19 protein-coding genes are annotated in these 17243 nt (G+C 36.6%); 12 read left to right on the top strand and 7 right to left on the bottom strand.

Annotation, left to right across the window (positions count from 1 at the left end):
* Positions 1-6 precede the first annotated feature (6 nt).
* The 6 genes from ESV24_RS08645 to ESV24_RS08620 all read left to right on the top strand — a co-directional run bounded on the left by ESV24_RS08645 (position 7) and on the right by ESV24_RS08620 (position 3948).
* Positions 7-621 carry a T9SS type A sorting domain-containing protein gene (locus ESV24_RS08645; RefSeq protein ID WP_111815925.1) on the top strand — a complete coding sequence of 205 codons (615 nt, stop codon included), beginning with the start codon at positions 7-9 and terminating at the stop codon, positions 619-621.
* Between the two features lie 470 nt (positions 622-1091).
* The gene (locus ESV24_RS08640; protein ID WP_111815926.1) at positions 1092-1865 is read left to right on the top strand and encodes a chemotaxis protein CheB; all 774 of its coding nucleotides are present in this window, start codon (positions 1092-1094) and stop codon (positions 1863-1865) included.
* Positions 1866-1872: 7 nt separating this feature from the next.
* A complete protein-coding gene (locus tag ESV24_RS08635) occupies positions 1873-2088 on the top strand; it encodes a hypothetical protein (protein WP_111815927.1) in 216 nt (71 codons plus the stop codon).
* An 88-nt stretch (positions 2089-2176) separates the two neighbouring features.
* Positions 2177-2437, top strand: a complete 261-nt coding sequence (locus ESV24_RS08630; RefSeq protein WP_200829526.1) for a hypothetical protein — start codon at positions 2177-2179, stop codon at positions 2435-2437.
* 268 nt (positions 2438-2705) lie between these two features.
* Positions 2706-3077: a putative quinol monooxygenase gene (locus tag ESV24_RS08625; protein ID WP_111815928.1), complete on the top strand. Its 372-nt coding sequence runs from the start codon at positions 2706-2708 to the stop codon at positions 3075-3077.
* Positions 3078-3354: 277 nt separating this feature from the next.
* Complete coding sequence (locus ESV24_RS08620) at positions 3355-3948, top strand: hypothetical protein (RefSeq protein ID WP_111816099.1); 594 nt, start codon at positions 3355-3357, stop codon at positions 3946-3948.
* A 25-nt stretch (positions 3949-3973) separates the two neighbouring features.
* Here ESV24_RS08620 and ESV24_RS08615 read toward each other — a convergent pair whose 3' ends face one another.
* The 5 genes from ESV24_RS08615 to ESV24_RS08600 all read right to left on the bottom strand — a co-directional run bounded on the left by ESV24_RS08615 (position 3974) and on the right by ESV24_RS08600 (position 7350).
* Positions 3974-4816, bottom strand: coding sequence for a T9SS type A sorting domain-containing protein (locus ESV24_RS08615; protein ID WP_111815929.1), 843 nt, complete (start codon positions 4814-4816; stop codon positions 3974-3976).
* A gap of 144 nt (positions 4817-4960) precedes the next feature.
* The gene (locus ESV24_RS08610; RefSeq protein WP_111815930.1) at positions 4961-5362 is read right to left on the bottom strand and encodes a VOC family protein; all 402 of its coding nucleotides are present in this window, start codon (positions 5360-5362) and stop codon (positions 4961-4963) included.
* 43 nt (positions 5363-5405) lie between these two features.
* Positions 5406-5555: a DUF1328 domain-containing protein gene (locus ESV24_RS08605; protein ID WP_235004028.1), complete on the bottom strand. Its 150-nt coding sequence runs from the start codon at positions 5553-5555 to the stop codon at positions 5406-5408.
* Positions 5556-6161: 606 nt separating this feature from the next.
* Positions 6162-6311 (bottom strand): hypothetical protein, encoded by a 150-nt coding sequence (locus ESV24_RS15290; protein ID WP_160110601.1) that lies wholly within the window; start codon positions 6309-6311, stop codon positions 6162-6164.
* 217 nt (positions 6312-6528) lie between these two features.
* On the bottom strand, positions 6529-7350 hold the full coding sequence (locus tag ESV24_RS08600; protein ID WP_111815931.1) for an SDR family oxidoreductase: 822 nt from the start codon (positions 7348-7350) through the stop codon (positions 6529-6531).
* A 750-nt stretch (positions 7351-8100) separates the two neighbouring features.
* Here ESV24_RS08600 and ESV24_RS08595 point away from each other — a divergent pair.
* The 5 genes from ESV24_RS08595 to ESV24_RS08575 all read left to right on the top strand — a co-directional run bounded on the left by ESV24_RS08595 (position 8101) and on the right by ESV24_RS08575 (position 14413).
* Complete coding sequence (locus tag ESV24_RS08595; RefSeq protein ID WP_111815932.1) at positions 8101-10242, top strand: catalase; 2142 nt, start codon at positions 8101-8103, stop codon at positions 10240-10242.
* A gap of 230 nt (positions 10243-10472) precedes the next feature.
* Positions 10473-11819: a DEAD/DEAH box helicase gene (locus ESV24_RS08590; protein ID WP_111816100.1), complete on the top strand. Its 1347-nt coding sequence runs from the start codon at positions 10473-10475 to the stop codon at positions 11817-11819.
* A complete protein-coding gene (locus ESV24_RS08585; protein WP_111815933.1) occupies positions 11819-13132 on the top strand; it encodes a DEAD/DEAH box helicase in 1314 nt (437 codons plus the stop codon). Before ESV24_RS08590 ends, ESV24_RS08585 begins: the two co-directional genes overlap by 1 nt.
* A gap of 455 nt (positions 13133-13587) precedes the next feature.
* Positions 13588-13779: a cold-shock protein gene (locus ESV24_RS08580; RefSeq protein WP_111816101.1), complete on the top strand. Its 192-nt coding sequence runs from the start codon at positions 13588-13590 to the stop codon at positions 13777-13779.
* Between the two features lie 184 nt (positions 13780-13963).
* Complete coding sequence (locus ESV24_RS08575; protein ID WP_111815934.1) at positions 13964-14413, top strand: KTSC domain-containing protein; 450 nt, start codon at positions 13964-13966, stop codon at positions 14411-14413.
* A 95-nt stretch (positions 14414-14508) separates the two neighbouring features.
* Here ESV24_RS08575 and ESV24_RS08570 read toward each other — a convergent pair whose 3' ends face one another.
* Entirely contained in the window at positions 14509-14943 is a 435-nt protein-coding gene (locus ESV24_RS08570; protein WP_111815935.1) for a hypothetical protein, read from the bottom strand.
* A 240-nt stretch (positions 14944-15183) separates the two neighbouring features.
* Between ESV24_RS08570 and ESV24_RS08565 the strand changes: the two genes are divergently transcribed.
* Positions 15184-15864 carry a DUF2461 domain-containing protein gene (locus ESV24_RS08565; RefSeq protein ID WP_111815936.1) on the top strand — a complete coding sequence of 227 codons (681 nt, stop codon included), beginning with the start codon at positions 15184-15186 and terminating at the stop codon, positions 15862-15864.
* 67 nt (positions 15865-15931) lie between these two features.
* On the opposite strand, the gene ESV24_RS08560 is transcribed toward ESV24_RS08565, so the two are convergent.
* The gene (locus tag ESV24_RS08560) at positions 15932-17209 is read right to left on the bottom strand and encodes an OmpA family protein (protein ID WP_111815937.1); all 1278 of its coding nucleotides are present in this window, start codon (positions 17207-17209) and stop codon (positions 15932-15934) included.
* Between the last annotated feature and the right edge of the window lie 34 nt (positions 17210-17243).

Raw genomic sequence — 17243 nt, 5'->3', positions numbered from 1 at the left:
GTTCATATGAAAACGCTACTATATCTTTTCACTTTTATCGTTATTTCAAACCTTTCTTATGGACAGGATTTCCCAAGTCCAACAAACTTCGATATTCAATTTTGTTATGCATGGCCAGACACTTGTGGCCCAGGTTACGACCCAGGAGATACGGTATATTACTATTCATTCGATGCGCCAGACGTGTCAGGTATTGAATCTGAATTAGTGGGTTACAATCTGTATTTTGAGGAAGATTTTATGGTGTTTTTCACCACTACAACTTATGAAGATGTAACCTATGGGGAAGGTGATTATTATGTAACGGCAGTCTACATAAATCCATCGGGCGAATCGCTCCCATCAAATGTTGTACACGGTGATGGTGCTGCACTCTCCATTGGTGATTACAATAAATTGAACAATATTATAATATATCCCAATCCGTTACCTGTAAATGAGCAATTAACAATCGAATCTAATTCTGAAATAATAAATATTTCAGCCTATGATATTTTGGGAAATAAGATTTTTAACACGACAAAAAATAAAACCAAGTTTTCAGCAAATAAAAGAGGGATCTATTTTTTAAAAATTGAAACCGAAAATGGAATTTCAATAAAGAAGATTATTCTAGAATAGAAAACTCTAAGTTGGCTCGGGCTTACCTCTGTGTCCTTTGCTACAGTGAGTAACCCAACATCTGGAAACACTCCCCTTAGCGATTAAAAATTAGAAATTCAGTGTTTTAACTTTATCTTCGATTTCAATTTTAAAACACATCCCTCGAAAACCTACGTCTCTATTGCCCATTTAAAGAGGGAACCAAAGTTTTGTCCGAACTTTTTTTGCACCGCTTGCCGCCCAAAAATTATAACGGAAGTTATGGGATAAGTTCTTTGGCTTTAAATATATTGGGTTTGTGTTGCGATAAAAAGGATTGAATTTTTGGTATATTTGAAAGAAACATGATTGGTATTAAGTTTATTTCCAGGCTGCATGCCTTCTAAGGAACCTTGCTAATATAAAACTGACTAGGGCACTTTTTTTATCGTCTCATTCGTTTGCAAATCAATGGCAGCATTCTTAATGATTATAAAAAAATTTAAAAAATGAAAACACCTAAATTTATTATTGTTGTTGGCACTTCGGCTGGCGGTATGAATGCCTTGATAGAATTGGTTTCGCAATTGAAAGAAAATATGGATGCGGCTTTTTTTATCGTGATGCACTTATCACGCACAAGTATCAGCGATTTTTTAGTGCATCGACTTCAACCACATACCTCTTTAAAATGTGAAGTAGCAGAAGATGCTTCAATAGAAAAAGGTCATATTTACGTTGCCGCACCCAATCAACATTTACTCGTTAAGAAAAATAAAATTATTCTTGGTCGCGGCCCTGAGGAAAATCGTTGGCGCCCTTCCATTGATGTATTGTTCCGTTCAGCCGCTGCCGCATACAGTACACGAGTTATTGGGATTGTATTAACAGGCTCGCTTGATGACGGAACTACAGGCATGTTAGCAATTAAAAGAAGTGGAGGAACCTGCATGGTACAAGACCCTAACGAAGCAGAATATCCAGACATGCCCTTGTCAGTTCTCAATAACATGGAAGTTGATTACTGCATGCCACTCCACCAAATGGGTGAGACAATTTTTGAAATTACCCAAACCAACCCCGAGGAAATTGCTGCCCCACAAGATGTAATTATAGAATCTGAAATTGCTGAAAGAGTAGTAGTGGATTATGAACATGTAAAACAAATCGGCGAAAAAAGTATTTATGCCTGTCCTGATTGTGGCGGCGGATTGTGGGACATCCCCCAAACAAAATGGAAAATCAGACCGGTACCGTTGCCATATTGGGCATTCGTATTCTGAAAAAGATTTGGTAGTGAAGCAGGGTGAAATATTAGAATCTACACTATGGATAGCCTTGCGCATTATGGAGGAGCGCAGTAATCTTTTGAAGAAAATGGAAGACGATAATAATAAAAAAGGCTTATCTAGAATGGCAGCAAGCTATCGGGAAAAAGGAGAAGATATACAATTTCATGTTGACAAGATGAAAGATATTTTATTCGCCACTCAAAACACGTTATAAATCGCTTTGTCAATTTTTATTGCTTATCACTAATTGGCGTGAGAAAACTCTGTTATCCAAATTCAGGACGAATGCATTTTAAACAAAATTGAAAGCTATCTCAAGTATTTGTTTTGATCTTTCGGCACATGGATTTACGGTGCCCGTAAATGCCATGACCTATTATGTAGGGAAAGCTGGCCCTGGGCCAAGTTATATTGAAGCTGGTGTAGATAAACATGAATTTACCAATAATATGATGCTTTTAATGGTGCATGATCTGGTTCACGCGGCTAAAATTTTAAAACAAAATCCTTATCCTACCAATGTGAAAGGGCTAAAAGAAAGAGCTGGAAAAATGAGTAAATAATTTAAAATATCTATCAGCGCTTTTTTTACATCCAAGCTCGCGCGCGTTTGCAACGCAGTGTCCCTCGAAAACCCAAATACACCAATTAAGCTTTGAAAAAAAATGTTCTTCGTTTTAGTGATATAATAGATCCCCCTCTGGCTTGAGCTTTTCGCTCGTGACTTAAGCTAAGCAACATTCCTCTAAAAACTTTATACCGGTTTATTTAACGAAGTTTTGTACTTTTAATAATAGGAATCGAGATCTAAACAAATTAATTTAAAAAATTATGAAAACGCTTCACTTACTTTTTTTTGCGCTTTTTACTGTATTGCTAAGTTGTAATTCAGATTCAAAAGAAAACTTGGTAGTCTTTGTAAAATATAAAACCCAACCCAACAAGAACATTGATGCGGTTGTTGCTTTGAAAACACTTATTGGGGAAGTGGAGAAAGAAGAACACTTCAAACAAATTAAAATGTACATTGATCCCAATGATAACTCAAACATCTTACTCTACGAAGAATGGGAAGATGAAAGCTATTATAAAAATGAGCATATGAAGACGGAACATTTGCAAAAATTTATAGGTGAATCTTCTACTTTCCTTGCTGGGCCTCCTGAGATAAGTTTTTGGAAATTAAATACCGTCTACGAATAATTTCTACTTGCCATCATGATTGAAACTGCGATAGGGCAGGTTGCTTCAATTTTATCCTTCATCAACAGGCAAGTGTAGGTCAGGCAAGCAGATTATGGGCAGTCACGTATGCTACCAATTAAGTTGTGTGCAAATTTTTGGCTTTTACTTCCTTCATTCAGTATGAATCCCACACGATTTGCTACCTTTCGACTATTAGAAACTTTTAGTAAAAGTTTTCATATATACCGTTGTGCGGTAATTGTTTAATGGAAATTTCAGTAAAAAAAAGTATAAAATGTGGTGGCAATATCTATTAGTTTTTTTAGGCGCGTTATTGTTTGATATAGTTCCTTTTCCTTTTCCGCCTGCATTTACCATAATGATGTTTTTTCAGATCATTTTTGGGTTGAATGTGTGGGCAGTAATTATAATAGGCGTAGCTGGCTCGGTTTTGGGCAGATATATTCTGCTTTTATATGCTCCATTATTAGCAACTAAATATTTGAACGAATCGAAGAATAATGATATTCAGTTTCTTGGTGCGAAAATGAAAGAGAATAAATGGAAGGGCCAAGCGATCGTACTTGCATATTCGTTATTACCACTTCCCACTACACCTCTTTTTTTAGGGGCGGGCATTTCCAAATTAAGACCCCTTTATATTATACCAGCATTTATTATTGGCAAATTTACTAGTGACACAATTGCATTACATCTGGGAAAATACGCATCAGAAAATATTGGAAGTATTATCGAGAATCTATTCTCTTGGCAGTCAATTGCAAGCTTAATATTGAGCTTATTACTTCTTTTCTGTCTTTTCTTTATTGACTGGCGAAAACTGATTCAAACAAAAAAGTTGGTTATAAATTATAAAATCTGGAAGTAGATACGACGGACTGAGAATAGGTTTTTTACAATTTTAAAAATTTTCTTATAATTCGGGTGCCATCAATTATAGTCTCAAAAAAATAAATGCCTGATTCTAATACAGAAACATCTATAGTTTCAGAGATGGAATCCTCAATTAAAAGGGTACCAGTAATAGTGTAAATCTTAAAATCCTGAAGTGATAACTTTGATTTGACTTTTAAGATATCCCGAGTTGGAATTGGGTATAGCGTAAATGGTTCCATTGTATTCTCATAATTTGATAAGTTTTTATCTACAATCGCATTTACAATAAAATTGGCATTAGGTCTTGGAGGGTTTAAATTGGCAGTAGTTTTATAGGTAAAATTTTGTCCACAGCCTTTGTAATACGAATAGTCATTCTCGAATTCACTTCCTGCCGCATAGGCTAATGGGGAGAAGAAACTATTGGGATCGTCACCTTTTTGTACTTCTACCAAAATTCTTTCCACATTTGGTGGGATTTCTACTGGGGTTTCAAAATTCAATATCATGGTTTCTGGACCGTTATACCACGGAATGGGTTCAATCTGGCTGCTGCCCAAAAGTATTGCTGAAGGGAAACTTTGGGGAAAATTTTCGTCTATGGCATATATATTAAATTTTGCCGTTGCACCCGCATAAGATCTATAAAATGCAATTTCTCCTTTAAGGACATATGATTCACTATCAATAGCGACACCAAAATCTTCCAAAATATAGGTTCTGGCCCAATACTCGTCTTCAACACAAGTGAACATAATTGTTTCCAAGGGGCCAGCACCTGCATTATGTGTAAGTTTAATTTGGGAGTTTACGCTGTTACCACACAAAAAAATAAGAATTATAAAGCTTAGGTTTTTCAAGTTATCGCTGTTAATGTTGAGAAAGCCAAATTAAGAAATATCAATGTAATAATACAAATGGTATTTAATAATGACAGCGATTCATACAAAAGAAAAACCCGAACCTAGCTAATAAGTTCGGGTTCTAAATTATAATAAAGCAAATTATTTTTTGAAATTAATCATCCAATTAATCCCGTATTTATCCGTACATCTGCCATATTTAGCACCCCAAGAAGTTTCTTGAAAATTAGTGTGTACTTGTCCGCTTTTAGATAATTTATCAAAGGCAGCTTTGGCAGCATCTTCAGTGTCCATATCTACCCCAAGATGCATATTCGTTCCATCTGTTAGGGGAGTATCGGGAGCTGCATCATAACCCAGAATTGTAAAATTCTTTCCTCGTAATTCTGCGTGTTGCCATTTGGAGCGATAGTTCTCTGGAATATCTATTTCCTTGTCCTTATAAGTTTCTGTGTTTTTGATTTCGCCGCCGAAAATTTCTTGGTAGAAATTAAATGCCTCTTGGCAGTTGCCTCGGTAAGCTAAGTATGCTTCAATTCTCATAGTTGTTTTTTTAGTTGTTAGAAATGTAATTTAAGTGTAAGGATTATCTTATAAACAATCGGGATAATAGTCCAAGTACCAATAAAACCAAGAAAATGTAAAAAATAATTTGGGCAATATCGGTTGCTCCTTCAGCAATACCACCAAATCCGAAGATAGCGGCAATAATGGCAATAACAAGGAAAATAATAATTCAACGTATCATATTTTTAGTTTTTTGTGTTAGTATTCCACTAATTTACAGATTGTAGCCAAGAAACTAGAAAATTTAAATGATGTTTAACAAAAGATGTTAAGAGTTTATGAATTTGGGTTTTTCAATTAATTATTGGAAAAAATAACAATAGAGATAATTGCCAATATCAAAGAAAACGACATTAGGGCAACATAAATATAAACTATAAGCTTGCTAATAAGCAAACCATTATCAATGCCTTTTTTATCCGGCATAATTTTTAGGTTATCGGTTTCGCAGGTTGGGTTTTAATTGAAATGGGAATACAAATCTAAAACGAAAAAGGTGATCATTTTGATTCAAAACATTTGTTTAATGTCTTATTTGAATGAACAATTGGCTAAAACGATAGATTCAGTAATAGCGTTATTGCCCTTCGGAAATGTTTATTGTATTAGAATTTAATGACAAAATAAACAGGGCAACCATTATATCTGAAGACCCGTTAACAAATTTCAAAGGAATTAAACCCCGCCGAGGTGAAATTTAAGTGTTGAAAATGGTAGGCATAAATTGGGTATTATAAATTTGTGGACTCGATATAAATATTTACTGCGCTTAATGCTATGATTCGTCATCAATTTCATCTTCAATATCTTCATCAATCTTTCCTTCGCGTTTATCTTTTCTGTATTCTTTTTCCTGATTTGCGTTATTTTTGTCAGGATCAATAGGGCGCTGCTCTGGGCGATTATTATCTTTTTTGTCTTCCATGATTGATTTTATTAAGGTAAAATATTTTGTTTTAGTTATATGAATAATTAATTAAGTCTACTTATCAAAAGCAGCTAGTTTTGATTTCATTTTTGTTTAGAAAGTATTCTGACAGATGCCTCACGGCATAAAATTTACCTAACTCTCTTTTAAGGGACTGTTGGTAATAGTTCCAATCTGAGTTAGGACTCAATGAAGAATTATTTTTCTTCGGCCGTTATTTCTTAGATTTATCTACGGTATCCGTTTTGATATCGTATTGTCTTTTTTGATATTCTTGACATTTTTCTGCTAATTTCTCGGGAAAAACAGTGCGAAAATCATGAGATTCCATCGGAATTATTTCTACCATTTTATCAATCATTTCTTGCGGATCCAATTGATTGTTGGCCATTCCCTTGGCAGCTTTTTCGATATCTTTTAAGGGAGTAAAGTGTAGATCTTCATCAAACCATTGCTGGTAGGTATCGTACATTCTATCGTTAAAGCCGGTTTCAAAAGGACCTGGGTTTATGGTGGCAACGGTTACCCCTAAAGGTTTTAATTCATCGCGCAAGCATTGAACTATAGCTTCCAAAGCGTGTTTGGAGGCATTGTATGGGCCTAGATAAGCATTGGTCACTAAACCTGCCACGGAAGATAGGAATACCACTTTCCCATTTCCTCTTTCCACCATTTTCCTTATTATGGGTTGAGAGAATTCCAAGGTTGAAAACGCATTGGTTTCCATTACTTCGCGAATAAGATCTACAGGAATTTCCGCCATCGGACCTGTTTGCCCAATACCGGCATTATTGACCAAAATATCAATCTCAAAATCCCAAGCCTTTTCACAATCCATCATATCGCGGATATCAAGCTTTATCAATTCAATATTTTTTTTATAATCTGTATTCTCCAGATCGGTAATAAAACGAGACATCTGTTCCCAAGTATGCACTGCGGCAATTACTTGATGGCCTTTCTTTGCTAGACCTACGGCGGTTCCTTTACCAAGACCTGAACCTGCACCAGTGATTAAAATTGTTTTCTTTTTCATAGTTTTTTTTTTAAATCTAATAATTTCTTTTCAGTAACGGATAGGCTTTAAGATTAATTTATATAGGTAATTGCTTTAACTTTAAATATTTATTTGATCATAATTATTTTCGAAAAACCCGGTTTTCCGCATTTAGTGGTGATTGGATCGAGTGCTTTTGAAGGGTAGTTGATTGGGTGGAATTAAAGCACATTTACAATGGTTTTAAATCACAAAGGAAATAATATTCTGACTTTTTTTGAGGAGAAACTTAACCCACTATAAAATTGAAATTACAATTTTCAGCTTTTTTTATTGGTAGTAGACGCTTTTCAATTAACTTTATAAAGTAATGGAAGGTAAGAGATTAGTTAAGGGTCTATACGTTTAGGTGAACTTAGAAATATTCCTACAGATGACTGTTTGAATAAAAAACTAGCATTCGAAATTCCGAGTCAAATTATTGTGGGTTAAGTTTCTTCGAAGAAAATATAGCTGAAAAGCCATAATTTTTAACTTAATAGCAAGATTATTTAAAATAAACAATTGAACTATTTCAATAGAATTGATTTATTTATAATTTCATAGTAAATTTTACATCCAAATAAATAAATTTCTAAGAGGACAAGAAATAATTTGTTCCGGGAAAGGAGGCACTTAAGGGATCACCAATGTAAAATACACGATGTGGAATTTGTTTTGATAAAGAAAAATTTGGATTAAGCATCATACTCAATCCATCGAATAAATTATAGAATTAAAACTTGCAATATGAAAAACAAAAATTCGAAAAAGGAAAATATTTCTCAAAAAGTTGAGCAATTAAAGGACGATACTTGGAAAGTAGAGGGATCTACTATGAAAACAAATCAAGGATTGAAAATCAATGACACCAATACCTCCCTAAAATCTGGCGAGCGTGGCGCAACATTATTGGAGGATTTTTTACTTCGTGAAAAGATAACCCATTTTGATCATGAGCGTATTCCAGAGCGCATAGTACATGCCCGCGGAAGTGGAGCGCACGGTTATTTTGAACTATTTGAGGCCATACCACAATATACCAAGGCAGGCATTTTTAACGATACCTCTAGAAAGACCCCAGTTTTTGTGCGATTTTCTACAGTAGGAGGGTCTAAAGGTTCCACGGATTTGGCGAGAGATGTTAGGGGATTTGCAACCAAATTTTACACCGAAGAGGGAACTTGGGATTTGGTGGGCAATAATATGCCAATATTTTTTATTCAGGATGCCATGAAATTTCCAGATTTGGTGCATTCAGTAAAACCGGAACCTAACAATGAAATACCTCAGGCAGCGTCTGCCCATGACACTTTTTATGATTTTGTATCGCACGCCACTGAAACTTTGCACAACCAAATATGGCTTATGAGCGATAGGGCAATTCCGCGAAGTTTTAGGATGATGGAGGGCTTCGGAATCCATACTTTTCGATTTATAAACGAAGAAGGAGAATCCCATTTTGTAAGATTTCACTGGAAACCTGTCTTGGGGGTTCATTCAGTAACTTGGGATGAGGCTGTAAAAATAAGCGGAGCAGATTCTGATTTTCATAGGAGGGATTTATGGGAAGCGATAGACGCAGGTTACTTTCCGGAATGGGAGTTTGGAGTCCAAATAATACCTGAAGCCGATGAGCACAAATATGAATTTGATTTGCTCGATCCCACCAAACTTATACCCGAAGAAATGGTACCCGTAAAAGTTATAGGAAAAATGACCCTTAATAAAAACCCTGATAATTTCTTTGCTGAAACCGAACAGGTAGCTTTTTTACCTGGCCATATTGTACCTGGAATTGATTTTACGAATGATCCATTGTTACAGGGACGTTTGTTCTCCTATCGCGACACTCAGCTTTCGCGATTAGGCAGTCCAAACTTTCATCAAATACCCATTAATAGACCTGTGGTTAAAGGGCATAATAACCAGAGGGATGGCCATATGCAGATGGAAATTCCCCAAGGGCAAACGGCCTATTTTCCGAATTCTATAAGTGGTGGTTGTCCACACTTGTCTAAAATGGCAGAAGGTGCTTTTGGAAGTTATGAAGAGCGTATTGATGCCAAAAAGGTGCGTACACGTAGTGAGAGTTTTAGCGACCACTTCTCGCAGCCCGCTTTGTTTTACAGAAGTCTATCCGAGTGGGAACAGGAACATGTTGTAGCTGCCTATACCTTCGAGCTGGGCAAGTGCAAGTTGGACCATATAAAAGAAAGAATGCTTTATATGATTAATCAAATAGACAACGACTTAGCATTAAAGGTTTCTAAAGGATTGGGAATAAAAGTACCCAAGAAAATTAAGGAGCCGGTGAACCAAGCTATAGGAGCAGATGCAGATGTGTCAAAACATCAGCCTATTGCCAAGAAAAACTACTTGGATAAATCGCCAGCCTTAAGTCAGGCAAATACCAAATTTGTTAGCATCGCCACGCGCCAGATTGCAGTATTGGCCGCAGATGGGTTTAGTATGAAAGATCTGAGTAAAATAAAATCAGCATTGGAAAAGGAGGGAGCTATGATTAAAATAGTTGCACCTCACGGCGGTACTATCACTTGTGATGAAAAAATGAAGCATAAAGTAGATGCTGCAATAATGACAACAGAAAGTGTTCTTTTTGATGCAGTTTATATTCCCGGAGGTAAGAAATCTGTAAAGACATTAGCCGAGAATGTTAAGTATATAAAATTTGTAAACGAAGCGTTTAAGCACTGTAAGGCGATTGCTGCCGATAATGAAGGAGAGGAATTTTTAAACAAGACTTTCGTTTCGGGACATATGGATGATAAGGCAGTAATTGTAAACGGAAAAGCAAGTGAGTTTAAAAAAGCAATTCAACAGCACAGAAATTGGGATAGGAGAGAAGTTGCGGAGCGGGTTCCAGCTTAAAATTGTTTAATTGAAAACGTTTATAGCTGTAAATAGAGTGAGCAGTGCCCATAAAATTTTAGACAGTCAGAGAGAATAGAATAATCACTGAACATCTTCTAAGACTTAATGGATTAGTGGGGTTGTATTCATTTGAATCTATAAAAGCCAGATAATTGAAGTTAAGCAAAATGCTTCGCTTATTAACCCTTTTCACCAAAACCCTGACTATCTTTGCCGAAAACAGCCTTATGCCCAATACCTTTTCAGCTTTAGGAATCAATCCTGCACTACAAAAGAGTTTAGCCGAGTTAAACATCGCTGAGCCCACAGACATCCAACAAAAAACAATTCCGCTCATTCTTACCCAAACAAAGGATGTTGTGGCCTTAGCGAAGACGGGAACAGGAAAAACGGCAGCCTTTGGAATACCATTACTGCAACTTATAGATACTAAAAGCACCCATATACAAACTGTGATTCTAGCGCCTACCCGAGAGCTGGGGCAGCAAATAAATACTAATTTGGTATCCTTTGCAATCAACAGTCCTGAAATTAGTATTGCCTCACTTTGTGGCGGCATTCCTATTAAGCCACAGATTGAACGTTTAAAGAGCACCACTCATATTGTAATAGCAACCCCAGGACGCTTGGTAGATTTATTAAATCGGAAAGCTATTGATCTTAAAAACGTTAAATATTTAGTTCTCGATGAAGCCGATGAAATGGTCAGCGCCTTAAAAACAGATTTGGACAGCATTATTGTAGAAATCCCAAAAAGTAGAAGAACGCTTTTGTTTACCGCTACCATGCCGGGCACCATAAAACAATTGGTTCAAAACTATATGAGCAAACAAGTGCTGCATATAGAAGCCGATATGGAAACTATGGGGCATCAGGGCATAGACCATCAATTTATGGTGGTGGAACCTATTGAGAAGTTGGAGGTGTTGATGCACTTTTTAAGTAGTAAGGAAGGAGAACGGGGCATTATTTTTTGTAAAACAAAAGCCGCAGTAAATAAACTTGCGAAGAATCTTGCTATTAATAAATTTTCTTCAGGCGCCATCCACGGTAGTCTAACCCAAGCCATTCGCGATCGTGTTATGGGGCAGTTTCGGGAAGGACATATTGCTATTTTGGTAGCCACTGACCTTGCAGCACGTGGACTGGACGTTAAGGAAATTAGTTATGTGATTAATTATCACTTGCCAGATACTTATGAAACCTACGTACACCGAAGCGGCCGGACGGCTAGGGCAGGGGCAACGGGGCTTTCGGTAACCATACTGCAGCAAGAGGAAGTTTTTGAAATTCCAGAGTTTGAAGAAGAATTGGGTATTGTTTTTACTGAAATGAAAAAACCAGATGCCCAAAGCACAGAGGAAAACAATACGCTGTTATGGGCAAAGAAAATTTTTAAAACAAAACCCAACCGGACCATTTCAGCAGATTTTAAAGAAAAGATAAGCACCGTATTCCACCACTTAACCAAGGAAGAGTTGATAGATAAAATACTTGCACATCAATTGGCGCAAACCGCTGTAACTGCTCCAAAAGAAGAAGCAACTTCAAAGAAAAAGAAGAAAAAGAAATAATGGCAAACGAAACAAAAGACCAAAAGGATATACTTGCAAAGCTAAACATAGCGGCCTTAAACCCTATGCAAGAGGAAGCTATTGCCATAATTGAAAAAACAGCAAATACCATTTTGTTATCTCCCACGGGAACAGGGAAAACGCTAGCGTTTTTATTGCCTATTCTTAAAAATTTGGATGCTGCTAACCCAGAAGTTCAAGCATTGATAGTTGTTCCTACTCGAGAGCTTGCCATACAGATAGAACAAGTAATTCGTAATATGGGTTCGGGCTTTAAGGTGAATGCCGTATATGGCGGTAGGGCAAAGAGCAAGGACAAAATAGAATTAAAACATACGCCAGCTATTCTAGTGGGTACACCGGGAAGAATTCTGGATCATTTTGACGATGATCGATTTTCAAAAGCGAGTATCCATACCTTGATTCTGGATGAATATGATAAGTCGCTAGAAATTGGTTTTGAAAGTGAAATGAGTGAAATACTTAATTCATTACCTGCTGTAAGTAAGCGTATATTAACTTCTGCCACACAGGGAGTTGGAATTCCAAAGTTTGTGAAATTGGATAAGCCAACAGTGCTAGATTATTTATCTGAAAAAATAGATTATAAACTAGCTATAAAAACAGTTATTTCCCCTGATAAAGACAAACTGACAACCTTGTTGAAGCTTGTGCTTTACCTAGGCAACCAACCCGGAATCATCTTTTGCAACTTTAGGGATAGTATTGAAATGGTCAGCGATTTTCTAAATAAAAACAACCTAAGCCATACCTGTTTTTCTGGCGGAATGGAGCAAAAGGACAGGGAGCGTGCGCTTATAAAATTTAGAAATGGCACTAGCCAGATTTTGGTGGCCACAGACCTTGCCGCCAGAGGGATTGATATTCCTGAATTAAAATTTATAATTCATTATGAGCTGCCACATTCTGCAGTAGAATTTACACATAGAAACGGCAGAACGGCAAGAGTTAATGAAAAAGGCACCGCCTATGTGCTGAAATGGAAAAACCAGCTTTTACCCGAGTTTATTGAAAAAACTGAACCCATAGAAATTCCACAAGTAGCAATGCAAGAAGCGGAGTTATGGGAAACCCTTTTTATTTCGGGCGGAAGGAAAGACAAAATCTCCAAAGGTGATATTGCAGGACTATTTATAAAACAGGGAAACATACGGCAAGAACAATTGGGTGCTATAGAGTTAAAGCAGGATTGTGCTTTTGTTGCAGTACCCTTAGCGCTTGCAAGCCAATTGGTGGGTAAATTGAACAACAGTCGCCTCAAAAAGAAGAAAGTGCGGATTTATATTCTTTAATTATAAATGTTATTTCGAGCGAAACGCGTTAATCTCACGGGCCTACCTGTTCTCTTGGTTATGCCAGGGCAGATTGCTTCAGTCATTCATTCGGTCGCTCTTTAGCGATAATTATGTTGATTATTTATATGAGAATCAATTCTTTAACATATATAAAGTAAGCGCTGGGTTTATTTCACCTACATTTACCGCATAGACGATTTAGTCAGCTTATCTTTTTTTAATCTCCACCGAATTTTAATCAATCCTACGCTTTCTTTTTTACCTTAACATATAAAGGCTATTGGCCGTTATAGCAATAACAATAAATTTTCTATAACAGGCTCTGCAAGAGTTTGGTAAAAACTAAATCAACTTAGTCCAAGATTGGCAAACAGCAAATTATAATTTAAAGAATACTAAAAATGTTAAAAGGATTTATAAATAAATTAATAAATATTAAAAAAGTAAATGTAATGAAAGAAGGTACAGTAAAATTTTTCAATGAGGCTAAAGGTTTTGGTTTCATTAAAGTAAAAGACACAGATCAAGACATTTTTGTTCATTCAACCAATCTAATTGACAACATTCGTGAGGATGATAAAGTTCAATTTGATGTGGAGCAAGGGGACAAAGGTCTTAGCGCTGTAAAAGTAAGATTGCTATAACACGCTTAAGTAAAACTATTAAAAAACCATCTTAACGGATGGTTTTTTGTTTTGAAACAACTTATGAAAACTTCGTTAGGGGTGTAACACGGTAGTCACTTTAATTTTCTTGTTATTAATATTATACAAATCAACCATTTCTAAAATATTAACTGTACTTTCGCGGCCGCAAAACAATAAGCTTATGAAACGCATCAATGAATACAAAAAACTCTTTGGAGTTGAAAAGGAGATAGAGCTAAAAGCAATAAAAACCAGTTACCGAAACTTGGTAAAGGAATGGCACCCAGACAAGTTTCAAGATGGTGATGCGCTGCGTGAGGAAGCCGAAGTGAATAGCCGAAAAATTATAGATGGCTACCATTTTCTGGTAAGCATTGCCCCAGAAACGAAAGCAGCTAATCTTGAAGAATACACAGAAACTATCACGAACTCAGGCATTGCCGATTTTCAGCACAAAGGAATGCTGTTAGAGATTACTTATTTAGATGGCAATACCTATGAATACTTTGGTGTAACCAGACAAATTTATATAAAAATGGTAAATAGCGATAAACTGAACCGTTTTGCAAAACGGACTATTTATCCAAATTATATTTATAGAAAATCAAAGCGCACATTGGAACCTGCTTAAGGCATTATAAATATAACTCAAAAGAGTCAAAAAAACGTTTTGGATGTTCACAGAAGTGTTCCTTCAAAACGTTTTTTTGTTTATGAAATATAAGACTATACTATCCACCCATTCTGTGCAGCACCTTTACTATAGAAATATTCAAAAATAGCGATTGCTATGACAATGAGGGGCATAATTAGCGACTGAGGGCCCATAATGGCTGCCATATCCATAGCAAAAATCCAGTAACCCTGCAGAAGCAAAATAGCGAATAAGGAGAGTCCAAAAATAACAACTGCCATTTTCTTGCGCGCTAATAGTAGAATACTTGCCAATAGACCACCAAAAACAGCAATTGCATAAACATAGATTCCCCATGATGGGGCACTGTTAATTAATTCAAGTTCTTCGGGTGGATAGGCGGCTTTCATTTCTTCCGTCATAAAGAAGTATTCCATTGCCCAGAAATAGACGCCAATCAGATTCCATAAAAGTGCAAGCACGGCGATTATCCAAAATGCCTTGTTTGGTTTTGTTGTTGCATTCATAATATATTGGTTTTACAGTTGTTGCTATAAATATAGATAATTTATAAATATACAATATAGTCCACATTTAAATTCACTCTCGACTGACTTCCACCACGCTCAGTATTTCAGCTTTAATCTAAAATCAATTCTTCGCAATCCATCATGAGCAAAGCTGTAAGACTGAATCGGGAAAGAAAGTTAATTTAGAGCCTCCCTTTTTTCCCTTCGAACATTAACCTTTATATTTACTAAAAAAAGATGAATCCTACCATTCCCAAATCTGCTTTCGAGTTTCTGCTAAAACTTAAAAATAACAATAACCGCGAGTGGATGCAGGAGCACAAAAAGGATTACTTGGCAAATGAAAAGGCTTTAAAGGAATTTTATGCAGCTGTTGAGAAAGATCTAAACGTTACAGATGAAATAGCCAAGACAAAAATATTCCGCATAAACCGAGACATTCGCTTTAGTAATGACAAAACTCCGTACAATGTTCACCGTAGTGTTAGTTTCAGTAGGGCAGGAGCACAGCGTCGCGGTGGTTATTACCTGCGTTTGGAGTCAGGAAATAGTTATATGGCCGGAGGTTTCTTTGATCCGAGCCCAGCAGATTTACTTCGCATTCGCAAGGAATTTGAAATGGACAGTTCTGAAATACGGGAGATTTTAGCACAAAAAGATTTTAAAAAATCCTTCGGAAATTTCAATCAGCAATACGCTGTTAAGACAGCTCCAAAAGGTTTCAGTAAAGAAGATGAAAATATAGATTTAATTAGGCTTAAGAACTTTTTCGTAAATCATCCGTTTACCGATAAAGAAGTATTTGCTGCAGATTTTAAGGATAACTTAATTTATCACTATCAATTACTTCGTCCATTTTTCAATTATACGAGCGATGTTTTGACAACAGACTTGAATGGGGTTTCACTTCTTGAATAATTAGGTTGAACATATATAAAAAAAGAGCCTTCCATTGGAAGGCTCTTTAAATTAATTATATAAGTTTTTATTTCAACCTGAAGGTAACTCTTCGCACCAACTGTCTTGCCGGGGAAGAAGATTTATCTACGGTCGTATCTTCACCACCACCGCTATAGGTCAACCTGTTTTCAGCAATTCCAGAGGCAATCAAGATATCGTAAACTCTTTTCGCTCGTTTCTCTGAAAGCTTTTGGTTGTATTCCGGATTGCCCAGTTCGTCTGCATAACCAATCAATTCAGCATTTGAACCTGGGTGGTCTTTCATATATTTCATCAAATAATTGATTGCTTCCAAAGAATAGGTTTCTGGCCTGTCGCTGTTAAACTGGAAGTAAACATTTACGTACCCTTTGTTCAGTAACTCTGCAACGTTGTCGTCACCACCACCTTTTACATAATCTGATTTTTTCAAGTAGCGATCGTCAAGGGAAGTTTCAATTTCATCAGGAATACCATTGTTATTTTTATCAACGGCAATACCTTTAGTATCTACTGCAACACCACTCATAGTGTTAGGTTCTCTATCCAGATAATCTGGCACACCATCCTGATCCGTATCTATTAAGTCAGTTTCCAATTTGGCCACACGTTCCTCGAGCAACATTACTTGTTCTTGATAATCCTTTTCTTCGGAATACCAATCGGCGTGTTTATCTGCACCGCCTAAGTATATATTAAGACCTATGGATGCATTCACCATAAAACCGTCCACATCTCTTTTAATATTGCGCTGTGTTCCATCTAAAGTTAAGGTCTGCCTAATATTGCCAACAGCGGAAATATCGCCAAAAAGGGCAACACTTTTTCCCAGCTTGATCATTGGTGTTATACCACCCATAATGTTTAGCATGTTGTCATTTCCATCAATGGCCACTGGGCTTTTATGCTCCATAAAGGAATATCCTGCACCACCGTGTATCAAAAGACCCACGGAATTTGTCCAATCGCTAAAATTTAGAACGCTGGTAAGATTCACAACACCCTCAAGCGTACTTCGGTAGTAGCTGGATTCAAAAGGGAGACTATCCTCATCGCCTTCAATATTATTGTAGCCCAAGCCAAGGCGAAGACCAAATTTGTCATTAAACATGTAACGAACACCGAGACCAACTTGACCTATATCTGGGGTTTTAGTATAATAGCCAGGGGCGAAGGGTCTACTTGGCTTGTGTAAACCACCGGAAATTTCGACGGACCATCGGTTGTAATCATTGTTTTTTTCATCCTGCATAGTAGAAGCGGTTTCTTGGGCAGAAATTGCGCCAACGGCTAGCAGTAATAAAGGAAGTACTAATCTTTTCATATTTGTAGGTTTTAATATGCGAAATTACCTACAA

Origin of the sequence: Aequorivita lipolytica (assembly GCF_007997135.1) — a bacterium.
Taxonomy (GTDB): domain Bacteria; phylum Bacteroidota; class Bacteroidia; order Flavobacteriales; family Flavobacteriaceae; genus Aequorivita; species Aequorivita lipolytica.
The sequence above is the reverse complement of the archived record's forward strand: the minus strand, read 5'-3'. Positions and strand labels throughout refer to the sequence as shown.

What these genes read in the sequence shown, in the direction of transcription:
- ESV24_RS08600 (WP_111815931.1), bottom strand. Translation starts at nt 7,350, where the DNA reads ATGAAAAAGAAAACAATTTTAATCACTGGTGCAGGTTCAGGTCTTGGT.
- ESV24_RS08565 (WP_111815936.1), top strand. Translation starts at nt 15,184, where the DNA reads ATGAATCCTACCATTCCCAAATCTGCTTTCGAGTTTCTGCTAAAACTT.
- ESV24_RS08625 (WP_111815928.1), top strand. Translation starts at nt 2,706, where the DNA reads ATGAAAACGCTTCACTTACTTTTTTTTGCGCTTTTTACTGTATTGCTA.
- ESV24_RS08645 (WP_111815925.1), top strand. Translation starts at nt 7, where the DNA reads ATGAAAACGCTACTATATCTTTTCACTTTTATCGTTATTTCAAACCTT.
- ESV24_RS08575 (WP_111815934.1), top strand. Translation starts at nt 13,964, where the DNA reads ATGAAACGCATCAATGAATACAAAAAACTCTTTGGAGTTGAAAAGGAG.
- ESV24_RS15290 (WP_160110601.1), bottom strand. Translation starts at nt 6,311, where the DNA reads ATGGAAGACAAAAAAGATAATAATCGCCCAGAGCAGCGCCCTATTGAT.
- ESV24_RS08595 (WP_111815932.1), top strand. Translation starts at nt 8,101, where the DNA reads ATGAAAAACAAAAATTCGAAAAAGGAAAATATTTCTCAAAAAGTTGAG.
- ESV24_RS08590 (WP_111816100.1), top strand. Translation starts at nt 10,473, where the DNA reads ATGCCCAATACCTTTTCAGCTTTAGGAATCAATCCTGCACTACAAAAG.
- ESV24_RS08620 (WP_111816099.1), top strand. Translation starts at nt 3,355, where the DNA reads ATGTGGTGGCAATATCTATTAGTTTTTTTAGGCGCGTTATTGTTTGAT.
- ESV24_RS08560 (WP_111815937.1), bottom strand. Translation starts at nt 17,209, where the DNA reads ATGAAAAGATTAGTACTTCCTTTATTACTGCTAGCCGTTGGCGCAATT.
- ESV24_RS08585 (WP_111815933.1), top strand. Translation starts at nt 11,819, where the DNA reads ATGGCAAACGAAACAAAAGACCAAAAGGATATACTTGCAAAGCTAAAC.
- ESV24_RS08640 (WP_111815926.1), top strand. Translation starts at nt 1,092, where the DNA reads ATGAAAACACCTAAATTTATTATTGTTGTTGGCACTTCGGCTGGCGGT.
- ESV24_RS08580 (WP_111816101.1), top strand. Translation starts at nt 13,588, where the DNA reads ATGAAAGAAGGTACAGTAAAATTTTTCAATGAGGCTAAAGGTTTTGGT.
- ESV24_RS08610 (WP_111815930.1), bottom strand. Translation starts at nt 5,362, where the DNA reads ATGAGAATTGAAGCATACTTAGCTTACCGAGGCAACTGCCAAGAGGCA.
- ESV24_RS08570 (WP_111815935.1), bottom strand. Translation starts at nt 14,943, where the DNA reads ATGAATGCAACAACAAAACCAAACAAGGCATTTTGGATAATCGCCGTG.